The sequence below is a fragment of the Mycobacterium sp. IDUB_39 genome (genome assembly GCF_055419205.1).
Map to the genome: position 1 here is coordinate 417281 of NZ_JBVAXF010000005.1, position 16723 is coordinate 434003.

Annotated in this window: 17 protein-coding genes; 11 read left to right on the plus strand and 6 right to left on the minus strand. The window is 68.3% G+C overall.

Annotated features, from left to right (window positions below; translation table 11 throughout):
* The first annotated feature begins 113 nt into the window (after positions 1-113).
* The 11 genes from ACZY0X_RS20730 to egtE all read left to right on the plus strand — a co-directional run bounded on the left by ACZY0X_RS20730 (position 114) and on the right by egtE (position 11202).
* On the plus strand, positions 114-593 hold the full coding sequence (locus tag ACZY0X_RS20730) for a hypothetical protein (RefSeq protein ID WP_463773040.1): 480 nt from the start codon (positions 114-116) through the stop codon (positions 591-593).
* Positions 594-718: 125 nt separating this feature from the next.
* Entirely contained in the window at positions 719-2170 is a 1452-nt protein-coding gene (locus tag ACZY0X_RS20735; RefSeq protein ID WP_463773041.1) for a catalase, read from the plus strand.
* A gap of 208 nt (positions 2171-2378) precedes the next feature.
* A complete protein-coding gene (locus ACZY0X_RS20740) occupies positions 2379-2915 on the plus strand; it encodes a hypothetical protein (protein ID WP_463773042.1) in 537 nt (178 codons plus the stop codon).
* A gap of 40 nt (positions 2916-2955) precedes the next feature.
* Positions 2956-3384 (plus strand): organic hydroperoxide resistance protein, encoded by a 429-nt coding sequence (locus ACZY0X_RS20745; RefSeq protein ID WP_241402689.1) that lies wholly within the window; start codon positions 2956-2958, stop codon positions 3382-3384.
* 2 nt (positions 3385-3386) lie between these two features.
* Complete coding sequence (locus tag ACZY0X_RS20750) at positions 3387-4031, plus strand: sensor domain-containing protein (protein WP_463773044.1); 645 nt, start codon at positions 3387-3389, stop codon at positions 4029-4031.
* A 304-nt stretch (positions 4032-4335) separates the two neighbouring features.
* The gene (tnpB, locus tag ACZY0X_RS20755) at positions 4336-5841 is read left to right on the plus strand and encodes an IS607 family element RNA-guided endonuclease TnpB (RefSeq protein WP_463773045.1); all 1506 of its coding nucleotides are present in this window, start codon (positions 4336-4338) and stop codon (positions 5839-5841) included.
* Between the two features lies 1 nt (position 5842).
* Positions 5843-7123 (plus strand): ergothioneine biosynthesis glutamate--cysteine ligase EgtA, encoded by a 1281-nt coding sequence (gene egtA, locus ACZY0X_RS20760; protein ID WP_463773046.1) that lies wholly within the window; start codon positions 5843-5845, stop codon positions 7121-7123.
* On the plus strand, positions 7120-8445 hold the full coding sequence (egtB, locus tag ACZY0X_RS20765) for an ergothioneine biosynthesis protein EgtB (protein ID WP_463773047.1): 1326 nt from the start codon (positions 7120-7122) through the stop codon (positions 8443-8445). The genes egtA and egtB overlap by 4 nt, the downstream gene beginning before the upstream one ends.
* Positions 8445-9137, plus strand: coding sequence for an ergothioneine biosynthesis protein EgtC (gene egtC, locus ACZY0X_RS20770; protein ID WP_463773049.1), 693 nt, complete (start codon positions 8445-8447; stop codon positions 9135-9137). Before egtB ends, egtC begins: the two co-directional genes overlap by 1 nt.
* On the plus strand, positions 9134-10099 hold the full coding sequence (egtD, locus tag ACZY0X_RS20775; RefSeq protein ID WP_463773050.1) for an L-histidine N(alpha)-methyltransferase: 966 nt from the start codon (positions 9134-9136) through the stop codon (positions 10097-10099). Before egtC ends, egtD begins: the two co-directional genes overlap by 4 nt.
* Positions 10099-11202: an ergothioneine biosynthesis PLP-dependent enzyme EgtE gene (gene egtE / locus ACZY0X_RS20780; protein WP_463773051.1), complete on the plus strand. Its 1104-nt coding sequence runs from the start codon at positions 10099-10101 to the stop codon at positions 11200-11202. The genes egtD and egtE overlap by 1 nt, the downstream gene beginning before the upstream one ends.
* A 14-nt stretch (positions 11203-11216) precedes the next feature.
* Here the strand turns inward: egtE and ACZY0X_RS20785 are convergent, their stop codons facing one another.
* From ACZY0X_RS20785 to ACZY0X_RS20810, 6 genes are read right to left on the minus strand one after another with little or no spacing between them, the layout of a single operon-like run.
* On the minus strand, positions 11217-11651 hold the full coding sequence (locus tag ACZY0X_RS20785) for a RidA family protein (protein ID WP_463773052.1): 435 nt from the start codon (positions 11649-11651) through the stop codon (positions 11217-11219).
* Complete coding sequence (locus ACZY0X_RS20790; protein WP_463773053.1) at positions 11641-13239, minus strand: gamma-glutamyltransferase family protein; 1599 nt, start codon at positions 13237-13239, stop codon at positions 11641-11643. Before ACZY0X_RS20790 ends, ACZY0X_RS20785 begins: the two co-directional genes overlap by 11 nt.
* A complete protein-coding gene (locus tag ACZY0X_RS20795) occupies positions 13236-13595 on the minus strand; it encodes a Rieske (2Fe-2S) protein (protein WP_463773055.1) in 360 nt (119 codons plus the stop codon). The genes ACZY0X_RS20790 and ACZY0X_RS20795 overlap by 4 nt, the downstream gene beginning before the upstream one ends.
* 26 nt (positions 13596-13621) lie before the next feature.
* Complete coding sequence (locus ACZY0X_RS20800; protein WP_463773056.1) at positions 13622-15061, minus strand: aldehyde dehydrogenase family protein; 1440 nt, start codon at positions 15059-15061, stop codon at positions 13622-13624.
* Positions 15061-16293, minus strand: a complete 1233-nt coding sequence (locus ACZY0X_RS20805; RefSeq protein WP_463773058.1) for an NAD(P)/FAD-dependent oxidoreductase — start codon at positions 16291-16293, stop codon at positions 15061-15063. The genes ACZY0X_RS20800 and ACZY0X_RS20805 overlap by 1 nt, the downstream gene beginning before the upstream one ends.
* On the minus strand, positions 16290-16643 hold the full coding sequence (locus ACZY0X_RS20810) for a Rieske (2Fe-2S) protein (RefSeq protein ID WP_463773059.1): 354 nt from the start codon (positions 16641-16643) through the stop codon (positions 16290-16292). Before ACZY0X_RS20810 ends, ACZY0X_RS20805 begins: the two co-directional genes overlap by 4 nt.
* Between the last annotated feature and the right edge of the window lie 80 nt (positions 16644-16723).

Consider the following 16723-nt stretch of genomic DNA (forward strand, 5'->3'; position numbering starts at 1 on the left):
ACCTCAGCCCCGCCACGCCAAACCCCATGCGGGTCAGCTCACAGTCGGACTCTCACAGCGGATTCATAGCCTGTTCTTCACCAACGCATTGCGAGCGGGGCCACGATCGAGGAATGAGCGAAACGCCACCCCCTGCGCCGTCGACCCCGCCGTCCTCCGAACCCGCGACTGGGCCGATCACACCCCAGGCGGCCGCGCCGCCGCAGTTCGTGCCCGCGCCGGCAGTCGTCGGCCCCTACCCGGCCGAACCCCGCAGGTCGAGCCGGCTCAACCAGGTCGCCGCGTGGGTGGGCATCGTCGCGGGTGTCGTCTTCATCGTCACCGTTATCTTCGGCACCGGCTTCGTGCTCGGCGCGCACTCCGGTGGTGGACATCACCGCGGTGGCGGCGACCGCGGCGGCTCGATGGAGCACCGGCAGGGTCCGCCCCCGATGTTCCAGATGGGCCCCATGGGTCCGATGGTGCGTCCCGGCCCGGGCTTCGTGTTCCCGGGTGGTCCGGGCGGCAACATGGGCCCCGGTGGCCCCTTCGGTGACGGACCCGGTCAGTCGAGCCAGGGACCGTCCTCGATGAACCCCACGCCGCCGCGCTAGACGCGACTGCGCCGCATCGCAGTGCGACTCGAATCCTGACGCGCCCCCTGGGATATCCGCGCCCAAACGCGGGTACCCCAGGGGAGCGCGGCCCAGCCCAATGGCCGCGGCAGAGGAGATGAGTGATGACCGAGAAGATCGCGACGACGGATGGTGGCGCCGCCGTACCCAGCGTCGAGCATTCGCTGTCGGTCGGCCCAGACGGACCGATCCTGCTCCAGGACCACTACCTGATCGAGCAGATGGCCAACTTCAACCGGGAACGCATCCCGGAGCGTCAGCCGCACGCCAAGGGCGGCGGTGCGTTCGGCACGTTCGAGGTGACCAACGACGTCAGCCAGTACACCAAGGCCGCGGTGTTCCAACCCGGCACCAAGACCGAGATGGTCGCTCGGTTCTCCACCGTCGCCGGTGAGCGCGGCAGCCCAGACACGTGGCGCGATCCGCGCGGATTCGCGCTGAAGTTCTACACGTCCGAGGGCAACTTCGACATGGTCGGCAACAACACGCCGGTGTTCTTCGTGCGCGACCCGATGAAGTTCCAGAACTTCATCCGATCGCAGAAACGCATGGCCGCCAACAACCTTCGCGACCACAACATGCAATGGGACTTCTGGACGCTGGTGCCCGAGTCGGCGCATCAGGTCACCTATCTGATGGGTGATCGCGGTATTCCGAAGAGCTGGCGGCATATGAACGGCTACTCCAGCCACACCTACAGCTGGGTCAACGCGAGCGGTGAGATGTTCTGGGTGAAGTACCACTTCAAGACGGACCAGGGCATCGACTTCCTCACCCAGGAGGACGCCGACCGTATCGCCGGCGAGGACGGTGACTACCACCAGCGCGATCTGTACGACTCGATCGAGGCCGGAAACCATCCCACGTGGACGCTGAAGATGCAGATCATGCCGTTCGAGGATGCCAAGACCTACCGGTTCAACCCGTTCGACCTGACCAAGATCTGGCCGCACGCCGACTACCCGCTGATCGATGTCGGCACGATGAAGCTGGACCGCAACGTCGTCGACTATCACGCACAGATCGAGCAGGCCGCCTTCGAGCCCAACAACATCGTGCCGGGCACCGGACTGAGCCCGGACAAGATGCTGCTGGCCCGTGGGTTCTCCTACTCCGACGCCCACCGCGCCCGACTCGGGGTCAACTACAAGCAGATTCCGGTCAATGAACCCAAGGTCGAGGTGAACGCCTACTCCAAGGACGGCGCGATGCGGATCCGCAACGCCACCGACCCGGTCTACGCCCCGAATTCGATGGGCGGTCCCGTAGCGGAGGACCCGAAGCGTGTTGCCGAGGCGCACTGGGTGTCCGACGGGGACATGGTCCGATCGGCGTACACGCTGCGGGCGCAGGACGACGACTGGGGGCAGGCGGGCACGCTGGTCCGCGAGGTCCTCGATGACGAGGCACGCGATCGCCTGGCCAGCAACATCATCGGCCACGTGCTCGACGGCGTGAAGGAGCCAGTGCTCTCGCGGGTCTTCGAGTATTGGCGAAACGTGGATGCTGACCTGGGGAAGAAGGTCGAAGAAGGGGTGCGCGCCGGTAAGGGCTAGACGCAGCACCCCAACCCGCCCGCCGAGACTGCGGGGAGATCGCGTTCTCCGCGAAATGTGCGATCTCACCGCAGTTTCGATGAGGGAGGCGTGCGGGATGACACGCCAGCGAATGTCAATGCTGTAATTCTGATGTGGTCTGTGGGACCATTGAGAACTTTGATGTTCCTGTGGCGTGCGGCGCTCATTCGTGAGAGCGTCGCTAACCATGACGTGCATAGGGCACCGCCGATGGCTGCTGGTGGCGGTGGTCGCGGCCCTGATGGCGACCGTGGTCGGCTGTGGGTTGCGACCCGAACCGCTGGAGCGCGCCGCTGTCAGCATGTTCGAGGTCGGTGACTGCGTCCAGCTTCCGGTCGGCACCCCCGATGCACCCGGCGACCTGCGCGCCGACGAGGTGTCGTGCAGCGTCGACGCCAGCTACACCGTCGGCGCGACCGCCGATGCCTCCGGCGCATGCCCGAGCAACGAATACCAGCGTCTGTCAGGCGATCTCGTCGATCCCACGACATCGCGTCTGTGCCTGGTGCCCAACCTGGTGGCCAACCACTGCTACGTCCTCGACATGCCGATCGGCGTCATGCAGCGTGCCGACTGCGCCGACCGTGGGCAGGACGGCCTGCTCGTCCAGGTCACCCAGCGGCTCGACGTCCGCGATCAGGCGGCGTGCCCGTCGGACGCCGGCCAGTACGCCTGGCCCTACCCGTCGCCGGCCCGGACGTACTGCACCCTGACGATCTTCTGACCCCCCTCGGTGGCCGGGCGGAACTGGCATCATCGAAGCCATGAGCATCGAAGTCGTTTACACCGCAGAGTCCACCGCGTCGGGCGGAGGCCGTGACGGCCACGTCAAGTCCACCGACGGGAAGATCGACCTCGACACCCGCCCGCCCAAGGAGATGGGCGGCAGCGGCGAGGGCGTGAACCCCGAACTGCTGTTCTCGGCGGGCTACGCCGCGTGCTTCCTCGGCGCACTGCGCCTGGTCGCCCGCACCGAGAAGATCGCCATCGACGACGCCAGCGGTATCACCGCGCAGATCGGGTTCGGCAAGGACTCCGAGGGTGGGTTCGGCCTCACCGCCCATCTGATCGGCTACCTCCCCGGCCTCGAGCAGAGCGCCGCCGACGATCTCATGCAGAAGGCGCACGGTGTGTGCCCGTACTCCAAGGCCACTCGCGGCAACATCGACGTCAAGCTGTCGGCGAAGGTCTGAGCATGCGTCGTGCCGCCATCGCCGCGATGACGGGCCTGTGCGCCGCCGCCGCGTTGGCGGCACCGGCGAGCGCACGACCATCGGACCCCGGGGTCGTGTCGTACGCCGTGCTCGGCAAGGGTTCGGTCGGCAATATCGTCGGTGCGCCAATGGGCTGGGAGTCGACGTTCACCGCGCCGTTCCAGGGGTTCTGGGTCGACACCCCGGTGTGCAACAACTGGGCCGATATCGGGCTGCCCGATGTGTACGCCGACCCCGACCTGGCGTCGTTCAGCGGTGCGGTCGCTCAGCGCGCCGCCAACGATGACACTCACATGGTCAAACAGGCCGTTGGGGTGTTCGCCACCAATGAGGCCGCCACCCGGGCGTTCGGCCGGGTCAACGACAGAACCGTGGGGTGTTCGGGCCAGACCACCACGATGCACTTGGACGATTTCGTCAACGAGGTCTGGACCTTCACCGGCGGTCTGCCCACCGGTAACGACGCCGTGTGGATGAAGCAGGAAGCGGGTACAGACCGTCGGTGCTTCACTCAGACCCGGCTGCGCGAGAACGTTCTGCTGCAAGCGAAAGTCTGTCAGCCGGGCAATGGTGGACCGGCGGTGAACGTACTGGCCGGAGCGATGCAGAACAGCCTCGGGCAGTAACCGCCACGCGGCTGCGGGAACCGAATTTTGGGGGGTCACGGGAATATCGCACGACATTGTCAGTGTCCTCTCCCAAGATGGAGTGCGTGGATGCTGCGGGCGGGAGGGGGTGAGCGCTGGTGGGCGATCAGCGCGTGAATGTGTGTGCGAGTCTTTGTCGTGAAGTCGGCGGTGTGGGCGCGTTTCGACGTGGCCGGGGTCTGACCTCGATGTGTGCGGATTTGATTCGGCGTCGGGGTGGGCGCAAGGGCGTGATGTATCCGGCGAGCGCAACCAGGCAATCTGATCCGGTGGAGTCGGCGGGATGACCGCGGTGGCACGGTTTGAGGTTCCTGAGGGCTGGACGGCCCAGGCGTATCGGTTTGCGCTGGATCCCACACCAGCCCAGGTCGAGCAATTATTGTCCCATGCTGGTGGTGCGCGGTTCGCGTTCAACACGATGCTGGGGGTGGTGAAGGCCAACCTGAATCAGCGGGCCGCCGAGCGCACCTACGGTGTCGCCGACGCCGATCTGACGCCGTCGGTGGGCTGGTCGTTTCAGTCGTTGCGCAACGAGTGGAACCGCCGCAAACACGCTGCCGCCGTCGATGATGCTGGTGTGCCGTGGTGGACGGTGAACTCCAAGGAGGCCTATGCAAACGCGTGTCGCGGTTTGGCGGAGGCGTTGGCGAACTGGGATGCCTCACGCAAGGGTGGGCGAGCCGGTCCGCGGATGGGTTTTCCCCGGTTCGAGGCCAAGTCCCGTGCGGTCAAGTCGTTTTCATTCACCACCGGCGCCATCCGAGTAGAACCTGATCGCAAGCATGTGACATTGCCACGCTTGGGTGCGATTAAGACGCATGAGTCGACGCGCAAGCTGGCGCGGCGGCTCGAGGCCGGCACCGCTCGGATCCTCAAGGCCACGGTGCGCTTCGAGCAGGGCCGGTGGCAGGTGGCGCTGACATGCTTGGTGGCTCGCAATGCGGGGCGGCCGGGGCACGTAAAGCCCGGTGCGGCGGTGGTTGGGATCGACGCTGGGGTCAAGGATCTGCTCGTCGTTGCCGACCCCGACGGCAATGAGTTGGCACGGTACCGGCCGCCGCGGCAACTGCAGTCCGCCCAGCGCACACTGCGGGCGCTGCAACGCAAAGCGGCCCGCCAGATCGGCCCATGGGACCAGAACACTGCGTCCACGCGTGAGCCTTCAAGCGGGTGGCGGGCCACTTCGCGCGACATCGCGCGAGTTCACACCCGGGTGGCGAATCTGCGGGCTGACCACATCCACAAGATCACCACCGCACTGGCTCAGTCCCATGCGGTGATCGGTGTGGAGACGCTGGCGGTCAAGAACATGATGACTGCCGGCGGGGCCCGCAAACGTGGTCTCAACCGGGCGCTCGGCGACGCCGGCCTCGGTCAGGCGCTGCGTCAGCTCAGCTACAAGGCCGGCTGGTACGGCTCACAGATTGTCAAGGCCGACAAGAGGTTTCCGAGCTCGAAAACGTGCTCAGGCTGTGGCGTGGTGAAAGCCAAACTGCGCCTGGCCGAGCGCATCTACGAATGTACCGATTGCGGTCTGGTCATCGACCGGGACCTCAACGCCGCGATCAACCTCGCGCGTCACGCGCAGCGTGAAACGGACCCGAGTACCGGGGTCGTTACGGGCGGAGCCGACCATAAGACCTCACCCGATGAGGCCGGTGGCGTTGAAACCCGAACCCGAACCGTCCTCGGCGACACCGCCGAGGACGGCGGGAGTGCCTGCCCAAAAGGTCAGGCTGCCCAAATGCCCAGCACACAAACGCTCACATTTCAGGCAACGGACGGTTGACATGACCACCACCGACACGGGCCGGGGTCTGCCGCGCACCAAGCACGCTGACCGCGAACTCTCCAGCGCCGCCAGCGCGGCCCTGCACATCGGTGGCGCATGCCTGCGTGACGGCCCCGTCGGCCAGGTCGGCCTCGAGGTCGAGGCCCACTGTTTCGACCTGACCGACCCGATGCGGCGCCCCGAGTGGTCGGAGCTGAGCGATGCCATCGCGTCGGTTCCGAAACTGCCCGGTGGCAGCGCCATCACCGTCGAACCGGGTGGCGCGGTCGAACTGTCCGGACCGCCGCTGGACGGGCCGCTCGCCGCGATCACCGCGATGCGCGCCGACCGCACCGTGCTGGCCGACGCCTTCGCCCGCCGGGGCCTTGGCCTGGTTCTGCTGGGCGCCGATCCGCTGCGGCCCGCGGCCAGGGTCAACCCCGGGGACCGCTACCGCGCCATGGAGCAGTTCTTCGACGCCAGCGGCACCGGTGCCGCTGGCGCCGCGATGATGACGTCTACGGCCTCTGTGCAGGTGAACGTCGACGCCGGTCCGCGCGACGGCTGGGTCGATCGGGTGCGTCTTGCGCACGCGTTGGGCCCGACGATGATCGCCATCTCCGCGAACTCCCCACTGCTGGGCGCCGAGTTCACCGGGTGGCGCAGCGCGCGGCAGCGGGTGTGGAGCCAACTCGATGATGCGCGGTGCGGTCCTGTGCTCGGCACCACCGACGACGACCCCGTCAATGACTGGGTCCACTACGCACTCAAGGCCCCGGTGATGCTGGTGCACACACCCGAGGCGATACCGGTCACCGAGTGGGTCCCCTTCGCCGAATGGGCCGACGGTACGGCGAGGCTCGGTGACCGCCACCCGACCGAGGCCGATCTTGACTACCACCTCACCACGCTCTTTCCGCCGGTGCGGCCCCGCGGCTTCCTGGAGATCCGTTACCTCGACAGCCTGCCCGACGACATCTGGCCGGCGGTGGTTTTCACCATCGTGACCCTGCTCGACGATCCGGTGGCAGCCGATATCGCCACCGCTGCAACCCAATCGGTGGCCACAGCGTGGGATCGAGCTGCGCAGATCGGGCTGGGCGACCGGCGTCTGCGCCGGGCGGCGGTCACATGCGTGGCTGCCGCCGCCGAGCGTGCCCCCGCGGAACTGGTGCCCGCGATGCAGAGCCTGCTCGCCGAGGTCGAGCAGGGCCGCAGCCCCGCCGACCGCTTCTGCGACCGTGTCGTCGAGCACGGAATCGATACGGCGGTAGTCCAACTGGCGATGGAGAAGGCATGAGCGCCCGCGACGTGCTCGCGCGTGAGCTGACGCTGGCGCGCGAGCGAACCCTGCGGCTCGTGTCCTTCGATGACGCCGAACTGCACCGCCAGTACGACCCACTGATGAGCCCACTGGTGTGGGATCTCGCGCATATCGGTCAGCAGGAGGAACTCTGGCTCCTGCGCGCCGGTGATCCGAACCGGCCGGGCATGCTGCCGCGCGCCGTCGAGGGGCTCTACGACGCGTTCGAGCACTCCCGGGCCAGCCGGGTGGACCTGCCGCTGTTGCCGCCCACCGACGCGCGCTCTTACTGCAAGACCGTCCGCGCGATGGCGCTCGATGCACTCGATGCCCTACCCGAGGACGCATTCGACCCGACGGACTCGATGGCCGACCCGGCGTTCTCGTACGCGCTGGTGATCAGCCACGAGAATCAGCACGACGAGACGATGCTGGCGGCGCTGAACCTGCGGTCCGGGCCCCCGATCCTGGACCCGGGCACACCGTTGCCCGCGGGCCGCGCGGGTGTCGCCGGGACGTCAGTGCCGATCCCCGGCGGCCCGTTCCTGCTCGGCGTCGACGGCGGTACCGAACCGCACTCCCTCGACAACGAGCGCCCCGCCCACATCGTGGACGTGCCCGCCTTCCGGATCGGGCGCGTGCCCGTCACCAACGCCGAATGGCGGGAGTTCATCGACGATGGCGGCTACCGCGAGCCGCGCTGGTGGTCGAGTGCTGGCTGGGCGCACCGGCAGGAGGCGAATCTGACGGCGCCGATGTTCTGGAACGACGGCGTGCACAAGGGCACGCGCACCCGGTTCGGCCACGTCGAGGACGTGCCCGGCGACGAGCCCGTACAGCACGTCGGCTACTACGAGGCGGAGGCCTATGCGGCGTGGGCGGGTGCCCGGCTGCCCACCGAGGTGGAATGGGAGAAGGCGGCCGCCTGGGACCCCGTCTCCGGTACGCGTCGCCGATTCCCCTGGGGCGCCTCAGAACCCACCGCGCAACTGGCGAATCTCGGTGGCGACGCGCTTCGTCCCGCACCTGTCGGCGCCTACCCCGGCGGCGCCTCGGCATTCGGCGCGGAGCAGATGCTCGGCGACGTGTGGGAGTGGACCTCCTCGACGCTGCGGCCCTGGCCCAACTTCACGCCGATGATCTACGACCGGTACTCGCAACCCTTCTTCGACGGCGCGGGCGGCGGCGAGTACAGGGTGCTGCGCGGCGGTGCATGGTCGGTCGGGGCTGGCATCGTGCGGCCCAGCTTCCGCAACTGGGATCACCCGATTCGCCGGCAGATATTCTGCGGTGTCCGCCTGGCGTGGGACGCCGCCTGATGTGTCGTCACCTCGGTTGGCTCGGCCATTCCGCGTCCGTGGCGTCGCTGGTTCTCGACCCGCCGTACGGCCTTCTGGTGCAGTCGTATTCGCCACGACGTCAGAAGAACGGCCTGATGAACGCCGACGGGTGGGGGGTGGGCTTCTTCGATAACGGAACGGCGCGCCGCTGGCGCAGTGCCGCACCGCTGTGGGGTGACACATCGTTCGCCTCGGTGGCACCGGCTCTGCGCAGCGAGTGCATCGTCGCCGCGGTCCGCTCGGCGACTGTCGGCATGCCCATCGAGGCGTCGGCGTCGGCCCCGTTCAGCGACGGCACCTGGCTGCTGTCGCACAACGGCGTCGTCGACCGGTCAGTGCTGCCGACCTCAGCCGCCGCCGAGTCCACCGTCGACAGCGCCCTACTCGCCGCGCTGATCTTCGAGCGCGGGCTCGACGCGCTGGGCGACACCGTGGTCGAGGTCGGTGCCGCCGACCCCAACGCCCGACTGAACATCTTGGCCGCCAACGGTTCCCGTATGCTGGCCACCACCTGGGGGGACACCCTGTCGGTGCTGCGGCGCGACGACGGAGTCGTGCTTGCCAGCGAACCGTACGACGACGACCCGGCGTGGCAGGAGATCCCCGACCGACACCTCGTCGATGTCGTCGGGTCCAACATCGCGCTGAGTCCCCTGAAAGGATCGTCATGACGCTGTCCCTGTCGAACTACCTCGCCGAGGACTCCGCCGCTAACGCGCTGCGACGCGATGTTCGCGACGGACTGAGGAGGACCCCGAAGTCGTTGCCGCCGAAGTGGTTCTACGACTCGGTCGGCAGCGACCTGTTCGACCAGATCACCCGGCTGCCCGAGTACTACCCGACGCGCACCGAGGCGCAGATCCTGCGTGCCCGCGCGGCCGACGTGGCGGCGGCCTCCGGTGCCGACACGCTCGTGGAACTCGGCAGCGGCACGTCGGAGAAGACGCGCATCCTGCTCGACGCGATGAGCGAGGCCGGATCCCTGCGCAGGTTCATCCCGTTCGACGTTGACGCGGGTGTGCTCGAGGCGGCAGGCGCGGCGATCGGCGCCGAGTACCCCGGGGTGGAGGTCGACGCGGTGTGCGGTGACTTCGAGGAGCACCTCGAGAAGATCCCGACGGGCGGCCGTCGACTGGTCGTGTTCCTCGGGTCGACGATCGGCAACCTGACCCCCGGCCCGCGCGCGGAGTTCCTCGCTGCGCTGGCACGGACTCTCGCACCCGGTGACGCACTGCTGCTGGGTACCGACCTGGTCAAGGACACCGACAGATTGGTCCGGGCCTATGACGACGCGGCAGGCGTCACGGCCAGGTTCAACCTCAACGTGCTGGCGGTGGTCAACCGCGAGTTGGACGCCGACTTCGATCTGGCTGCCTTCGAACACGTCGCCCGGTGGAACACCGACGACGAGCGAATCGAGATGTGGCTGCGCGCCCGCACCGCGCAGCGCGTACACGTTGGCGCAGTGGATCTCACGGTTGATTTCGACGCCGGGGAGGAGATGCTGACCGAGGTGTCCTCCAAGTTCCGGCCCGAGGGTGTGGAGGCCGAGTTGGCGGCGGCCGGGCTGCGTCGTACCCACTGGTGGACCGACCCCGCGGGCGACTTCGGCCTGTCGCTGTCGGCACTGTGATGTCGTCACGGCGGACGGCCACAGAGCCGGCCCTCGCGCAGACGTGGCGTGCGGCCAGGCCGCCGGTGGCCGGGGTCCATCTGGACAGCGCGGCGTGCTCACGGCAGAGTTTGGCCGCCATCGAGGCGGCCGCCGCGCACGCCCGGCACGAGGCCGAGGTCGGCGGCTACGTCGCGGCCGAGGCCGCCGCCCCCGTGCTCGATGCGGGTCGCGCCGCTGTCGGCGCGTTGACGGGCTTCGCCCTCACCGATGTCAACTTCACCACGGGCTCAACAAACGCCCTCGACATCCTGCTCGGCGACTGGCGCGGCGAGCGCACGCTGGCCTGCCTGCCCGGCGAGTTCGGGCCCAACCTGCTGACCATGGCGCGGCACGGTTTCGACGTGCGGACACTGCCGGTCGACGGCTCCGGGCGTCTGGACGTCGACGCCGCCGCCACGGCGCTGGCCGCGGATCCCCCTGCGCTGGTTCACCTCACCCCGCTGGGCAGTCACAAGGGCATCGTGCAGCCGGCGGCCGCCATGGCGGCAGTCTGCCGCGCCGCGGGCCTACCGCTGGTCATCGACGCCGCGCAGGCCTTCGCCCACATCGACTGCGCCGACATCTCGCCCGACGCGGTGTACTCCTCGTCGCGGAAGTGGACGGCCGGCCCGCGCGGGCTCGGCTGGCTGGCCGCCCGGCCGGGGCTGCTCTCCGAGGCGGTGCTGGCGCGCATGACGCACGCCGAGGTGAACGTCGCTGCACAGGTGGGACTTTCGATCGCGCTGGGCGAACACGTGGAGGCCGGCCCGGCGCATGTGCGTGCCCGACTGGCCGAGGTGGGCGCGACCACGCGGGTGGCACTGTCCGATGTGGCGGGCTGGCAGGTCGTCGAACCGATCGAGGAACCCAGCGCGATCACCACGCTGATCCCGCCCGACGGCGTGGACCCGCAGACCGTGCGGGCGCGGCTGATTGCCGAGCACCGCATCGTCACCACGTACGCCGGTGTGGAGCGCGCGCCGGGAGAGATGACGGGCCCGGCACTGCGGGTGTCGCCACACGTCGACGTCACGACCGACGATCTTGAGGTGTTCGCTGCAGCGCTGACTGCGGTGTCGTAGCGCCGCCGGTCGGCTCAGGTCGGGACCGACGCGGCGACGAGTTCGACCTCGACCGGTGCACCAGATGGAAGGCACCGCACGCCGATCGCGCTGCGCGCGGGTAGCGCCTGTGGGCCAAGGGTTGCCGTGATCGCCTCGGAGGCGCCGTCGGCCACGGCCGACAGATCGTGGAAGTCCGACGCGCAAGCGATGTAGACAGACATCCGCAAGCACTGCACGTCCGCATCCGCGGGCAGCACCGCCCGGACGGCTGCCACCGCGTTGGCCGCGGCGAGCCGCGCCGCGGCGTGGGCCTGTTCGACGGACACCGTCGACCCGACCAGCCCGGTGATGGTGAGCTGCCCGTTCCGTCGCGGCGTCATGCCCGCGCTGTATGCGACGCCGGCATGCACTACAGCCGTCGCGTAATCGCCCTGTGGGTCGGGTGGCAGATGCCTGTCAGTCGACACCGATGGCCACGCCCTCTTGTCTGGGATCTGCTGCACCGCTAAGAATTCCGCGTTGGTCGCGCGAGATGATCTGGGCGCTGCCGTCTGCGCCGTACGCGGGCTGTACCACGACGTGGTGGCCCCGTGCCCGCAGCGCGTCACGGATCGATTCCGAGGTCGTCGCTTCGACCCGCAGTTCGTCCGGTTCACCGATGACGTGCGCGTCCGAGCCGGGGAACACAGTGAACCGGGGAGCAGACACGGCTTCATGCGGGCCCAGCCCGTGGTCGACGAGATGTGACAGCAGCTGCATGTTCCATTGCACCTGGCCGTCACCGCCCGGGGTGTTCCCAACGTGGAGCAGTTCGTTGCGATCGTCGGTGACGATCCAGGCATTGAGGGTGTGCAGCGGTCTGCGCCGCGGCGCGACTTCGTTCGGATGGCCGGAGAGCAGGTAGGCGCCGCGCCCCAGCCGGTTGTTGAGCACGACGCCGGTGCCGGGAATGGAGAACCGCGCGCCGAAGGTGAGCGCCAGCGAGTGGATGAAGCTCACGGCACGGCCATCGGCGTCGACGGCGACCGTGGAGGTGGTGTCGCCCGCGAGCACGCGGAACGCGGCGGGGTCTGCGACGGAGGACGCCAACTGATCACGCTGCGACTGAATCCTGCTGGGGGCGAGCACATCCTGAGCGCCGGTGTTGTCGCTGCCGCACAGTTCGAAGCGGTCCCGAAAAGCCAGCCGCGCGGCGCGCGCCATGCGGTCGATCGCCTCGGCGCCCAGCCATGACATGGGACCGACGACACCGTCGCACAGCGCCGCCTGCTGCAGCACCATCCAGCCGGCAGAGGGCAGCGGGGTCTGGTGCACGATCGCACCGCCGTACCGCGCTGTGATCGCCGGTTCTGCATCCACCGATGCGCCTGCCGCCCATTCGTCACCGCTGAACGGGGCGCCGCCGGCGGTCAGCGCTGTGACGGCGCGCTCGGCCAGCTCACCGTGATAGAAGCTTCGCGGGTCGCGGGCCAACTGGCGGATGGTACGAGCCAGGTCGGGCTGGTGGAGTCGATCCCCGACGCCTACGGCGGTTGATCGTGCGGCGAATACGGCGGCGAGGCCCACGTCGGTGCGGATGTTGTCGATGGCCTCGCGCACGTCCCTGGCGGTCTTGGCCGAACACGGCAGTCCGGTCTCGGCGAGGCGAGCGGCCGGCTCCCACAGCTCGTCGAGCGCTGTCGTCGCCCCGCGAGCATGCAAGGTGGCGAGCGCCGCGGGCGCACCGGGGACGGTCACGGACAGGGGGCCGTCAAGCGGAACGCTCGACAGGCCCTTGGCGCGGTAGAAGTCAGCGGTGCCCCCGTCCGGCCCGAAGCCCGAACCGTTGACCGTCCACACCCGGCCGTCGGGTTCACGGACAATCGCGAATGCGTCTCCGCCGATTCCGCATTGCCCGGGGAGGGTCAGCCAGGTGACGGCGGCCATGGCGAGGGTGGCATCTATCGCATTGCCGCCCTCGGCGAGCACCCGCGCGCCTGCGAAGCTCGCGGCCGGGTGGCTCGAGCTGACCATACCGCCGGCCGACAGCGCCGGCGGGCGCACGGGACCGGTCATCCCAAGCCTCTGCGGGCGCGTCGACTGGGGACGACTGCGGCCTCGCCGGGATCCACGCCGACAAAGATCTCACCGTCGCGTTCCTCAACGGGATAGGTCTTGATGGCCACGGTCGCGGGCGGACAGATGGGTTCACCGGTCTCAAGGTCGAATGCGCTGCCGTGACAGGAACATCCGATACCGTCGTCGACCAGCTTTCCCGACGACAGCAGGCAATCCAGATGGGTGCAGTAGTTCGACGTCGCATACGCCTTGCCGTCCAGGCGGGCCACCGCGAACTCGTGGTCGCCGGCGAAGAACCGTCGTACCATGCCCTCCGGCACCTGCCCGGATCGAGCGACTCGCTTGAATTCCATTGCAATCTCCGTAGTTTGGCGGACAGTCAGGCGACTGGATTGAGATAGACGGTCTTCTCGAGCGTGTAGAACCCCATCATTGACGGGCCAGCCTGTTCTTTGAAGGTCTGGGTGCTTGACGCCTTGTACCCGCCGAACGGCGCGTTCATGGCCATCCCCGTCGTCGGCTGGTTGATCTTCACCAGGCCACTCCTCGACTGGGACGTGAATTGCGCTGCGGCGGTGAGGTCGTTGGTGACGATAGCCGCGCTGAGCCCGTACTCCGTTGCATTAGCCAGGAGGATCGCCTCGTCGAGGGATACCGCCCGCTGAAACGCGAGCAGCGGTCCGAAGACCTCTTCTCGAACGATGCGCATCGTGGGCGTGGTGTCGGAGAAGACCGCCGGGCGGACGAAAAAGCCCCCGCCACCCACCGACGTGCCGCCGCAGCGCAGCGTCGCCCCGTCGTCCTCACCCGCACGCACGTAGGCGAGAAACGTCTCGAGCTGCGCGGCGCTGGCCAGCGGGCCCATGTTGACGCCGCTGTCCACGCCGGGGCCGACAGTCAGCTCCTCGGTCTTCGCGACAACGCGCTCCAGTAGCTCGTCGTGTACGGCGTCGACGGCGATCACTCGGCTGGTGCCGGTGCACGCCTGGCCGCTGAGGCCGAAGGCGCCCTTGATGATCAGCGCGGCGGCGGCGTCGAGGTCAGCGTCCTCGGTCACCACGACGGGGTTCTTGCCGCCCATCTCGAGCTGCACCCGCCGGTCGGGACCCACCTCGCGGTGGATCAACCGTCCCACCCGGGTTGAGCCGGTGAACGTGACGGCCGCGACTCGGGGGTCGGCGACCATCGCCGCTCCGGCGTCGGCACCACCGTGCACCAGGGCAATCGCGGTCGGCGGCAGCCCGCCGGCCAGCATCGCCTCAACGAGGCGCTGACCCATCAGCGGCGTGACCTCCGACGGTTTGAAGAGCACAGGGTTACCCGCGGCGAGGGCGGGGCCGAGCTTGCGTGACGGGATGTTCAACGGGAAGTTCCATGGGGTGATCGCAGCGACGATGCCCACCGGCTCGCGCAGTGTGTACACCAGGCCGGTCCCGGCAGCGGGGTAGGTGTCCCCTGTGGTGCGGGTGGCCTCACCTGCGTAGAACCGGAGATTCGCCGGTGTCCGGCTGACCTCCATGGTCGCCTCGGCGGTCGTCTTGCCCTCCTCGCGGACGAGTTCGGCGATCAACTCGGAAGACCGCGATTCAAGGTGCGCCGCCGCCGACTCGAGGATTGCGGCCCGACGCTCAGGGGCGGTCGCGGCCCATTCGGGTGCGGCCTTGTCGAGTGCGTCGATGGCGGCGCGGACGTCGGCCGCGCCGGAGGCAGGGAAGGTGCCGATCACGTCGTCCTGATCGGCCGGATTGCGCCGTTCAAAGGTATTGCCGGAAACCGCTGGCACCCAACGGCCATCGATGAGGTTGGCACCCTCGACCATCACTGCACCGCCTCTTCTGTGTCGATGAGATCCCATAAGTCGGTGTCCTCGTCGGCGAGTACCGTGGTCTCGACGGGGCGGCCGAGCAGTTCGCGCGCAACCATCACGTCATCTCCGCGGTCGACGGCGAACGCAGCACAGAGGATGCCGTCGTCGACATAGAAGGCGGTGAAGTCCCGTTCGGCTGGGTTGCCGCGGATGACGAGGTCGCAGGTTTGTGTTGCGGCACCGAGGAACTGGATATTGTGGTCGAACTGGTCAGACCAGAACCAGCTCGGCTCGTCTGAGACGGCCTCGCGGCCGAGCATGGCGTTGGCGACCGCAGCGCCCTGTTTGTTGGCGTTGTCGAAGTGCTCGAACCGTACGTGGCGGCCGGCCCGCGCAGAGTAGCGGCGGGCGACGTCCCCGGCGGCGAACACGTTGGGAATCGTGGTCCGGCCCTGCGCGTCCACGACGATACCGTCGTCGATGTGCAGCCCCGCCTCTGCGGCGACAGCGGTGTTGAGGACGATTCCTACCCCCACCACCACGACGTCGGCTTCCAGCGGCGGCCCGCCATCGACCTCGATGACCACGTGATCGTTGGTGGTGCGAATGGAACGGACCACGGCGTTGGTGCGGAGATCGACGCCTCGATCGCGATGCATCCGCGCACACTCGGCGCCCATGCGTGCGCCGACGACGGCGGTCAGCGGCACTGCGGCGGCCTCCATTATCGTGACGTCGACGCCCAGAGTCACTGCTGTGGACGCGATTTCGAGACCGATGAAGCCGGCGCCGATCAGCACCAGCCGCTGGCCCGGTGTCAAACAACGCTGCAGTCGTTGCGCGTCACCGATGGTGCGTAACTGGTGCACCAGTTCGGGCCGTGGCCCCGGCACCGGCAGTGTGCGCGGGCGGCCGCCTGTCGCGATCAGCACCGAATCTGCGGGAATCGGTTTGTGCCCCGCGATTTCGACGGTCCGTGTGTTCGGGTCGAGTCGCGTCACCGTCGCGCCGGTCAGGACCTCGACAGCGTTGGCGGTCCGCCATGCCTCGGGGAGTATCTGCAGCGACTCGAGAGTGTCAGTGCCGGCGAGGAATTCCTTCGACAGCGGTGGCCGCTGGTACGGCATGTGTGGCTCGTCGCCGATCAGGATGATGCGTCCGTCGAATCCTCGGCGGCGCAGGGTGCGGGCCGCCACCGCGGCGGTCTGTCCCGCACCTATGGCGACGAATGTCTGAACGGTCATCCGTGGGCTTCCTCTCCGGCGGCCGTGGTGGTGGACAGCTGAGCCGTGGTGTTGACGTAGATGGTGTCCGCCTCGACCCGCACCGGATAGGTGGGTTGGCAGCGGTCCTGGCCCTCTTCGTATCCGGTTTCCAGGTCGAACTGCCATTGGTGGCCTGGGCAGATCACCTTGCCGTGCAGCAGTGTGCCCTTCGACAGCGACCGATCCTGGTGGATGCAGGAGTCCGCCATCGCGTACACCCGCCCGGCCGCGGCGAAGAGTGCGACGGCCACACCGCCGCACTCGACCCGCAGTTTGCGGCGACGATGCAGGTCTGTGATCGTCGCCACCGCAATCCAATCCGCGGTCATGACGGGATACCTTCCTGGCGAGGCGCGTGCACCGTGAGCGGGTTGCCCACGGTGCACGACGCACGGGATGTTCGGCTGCT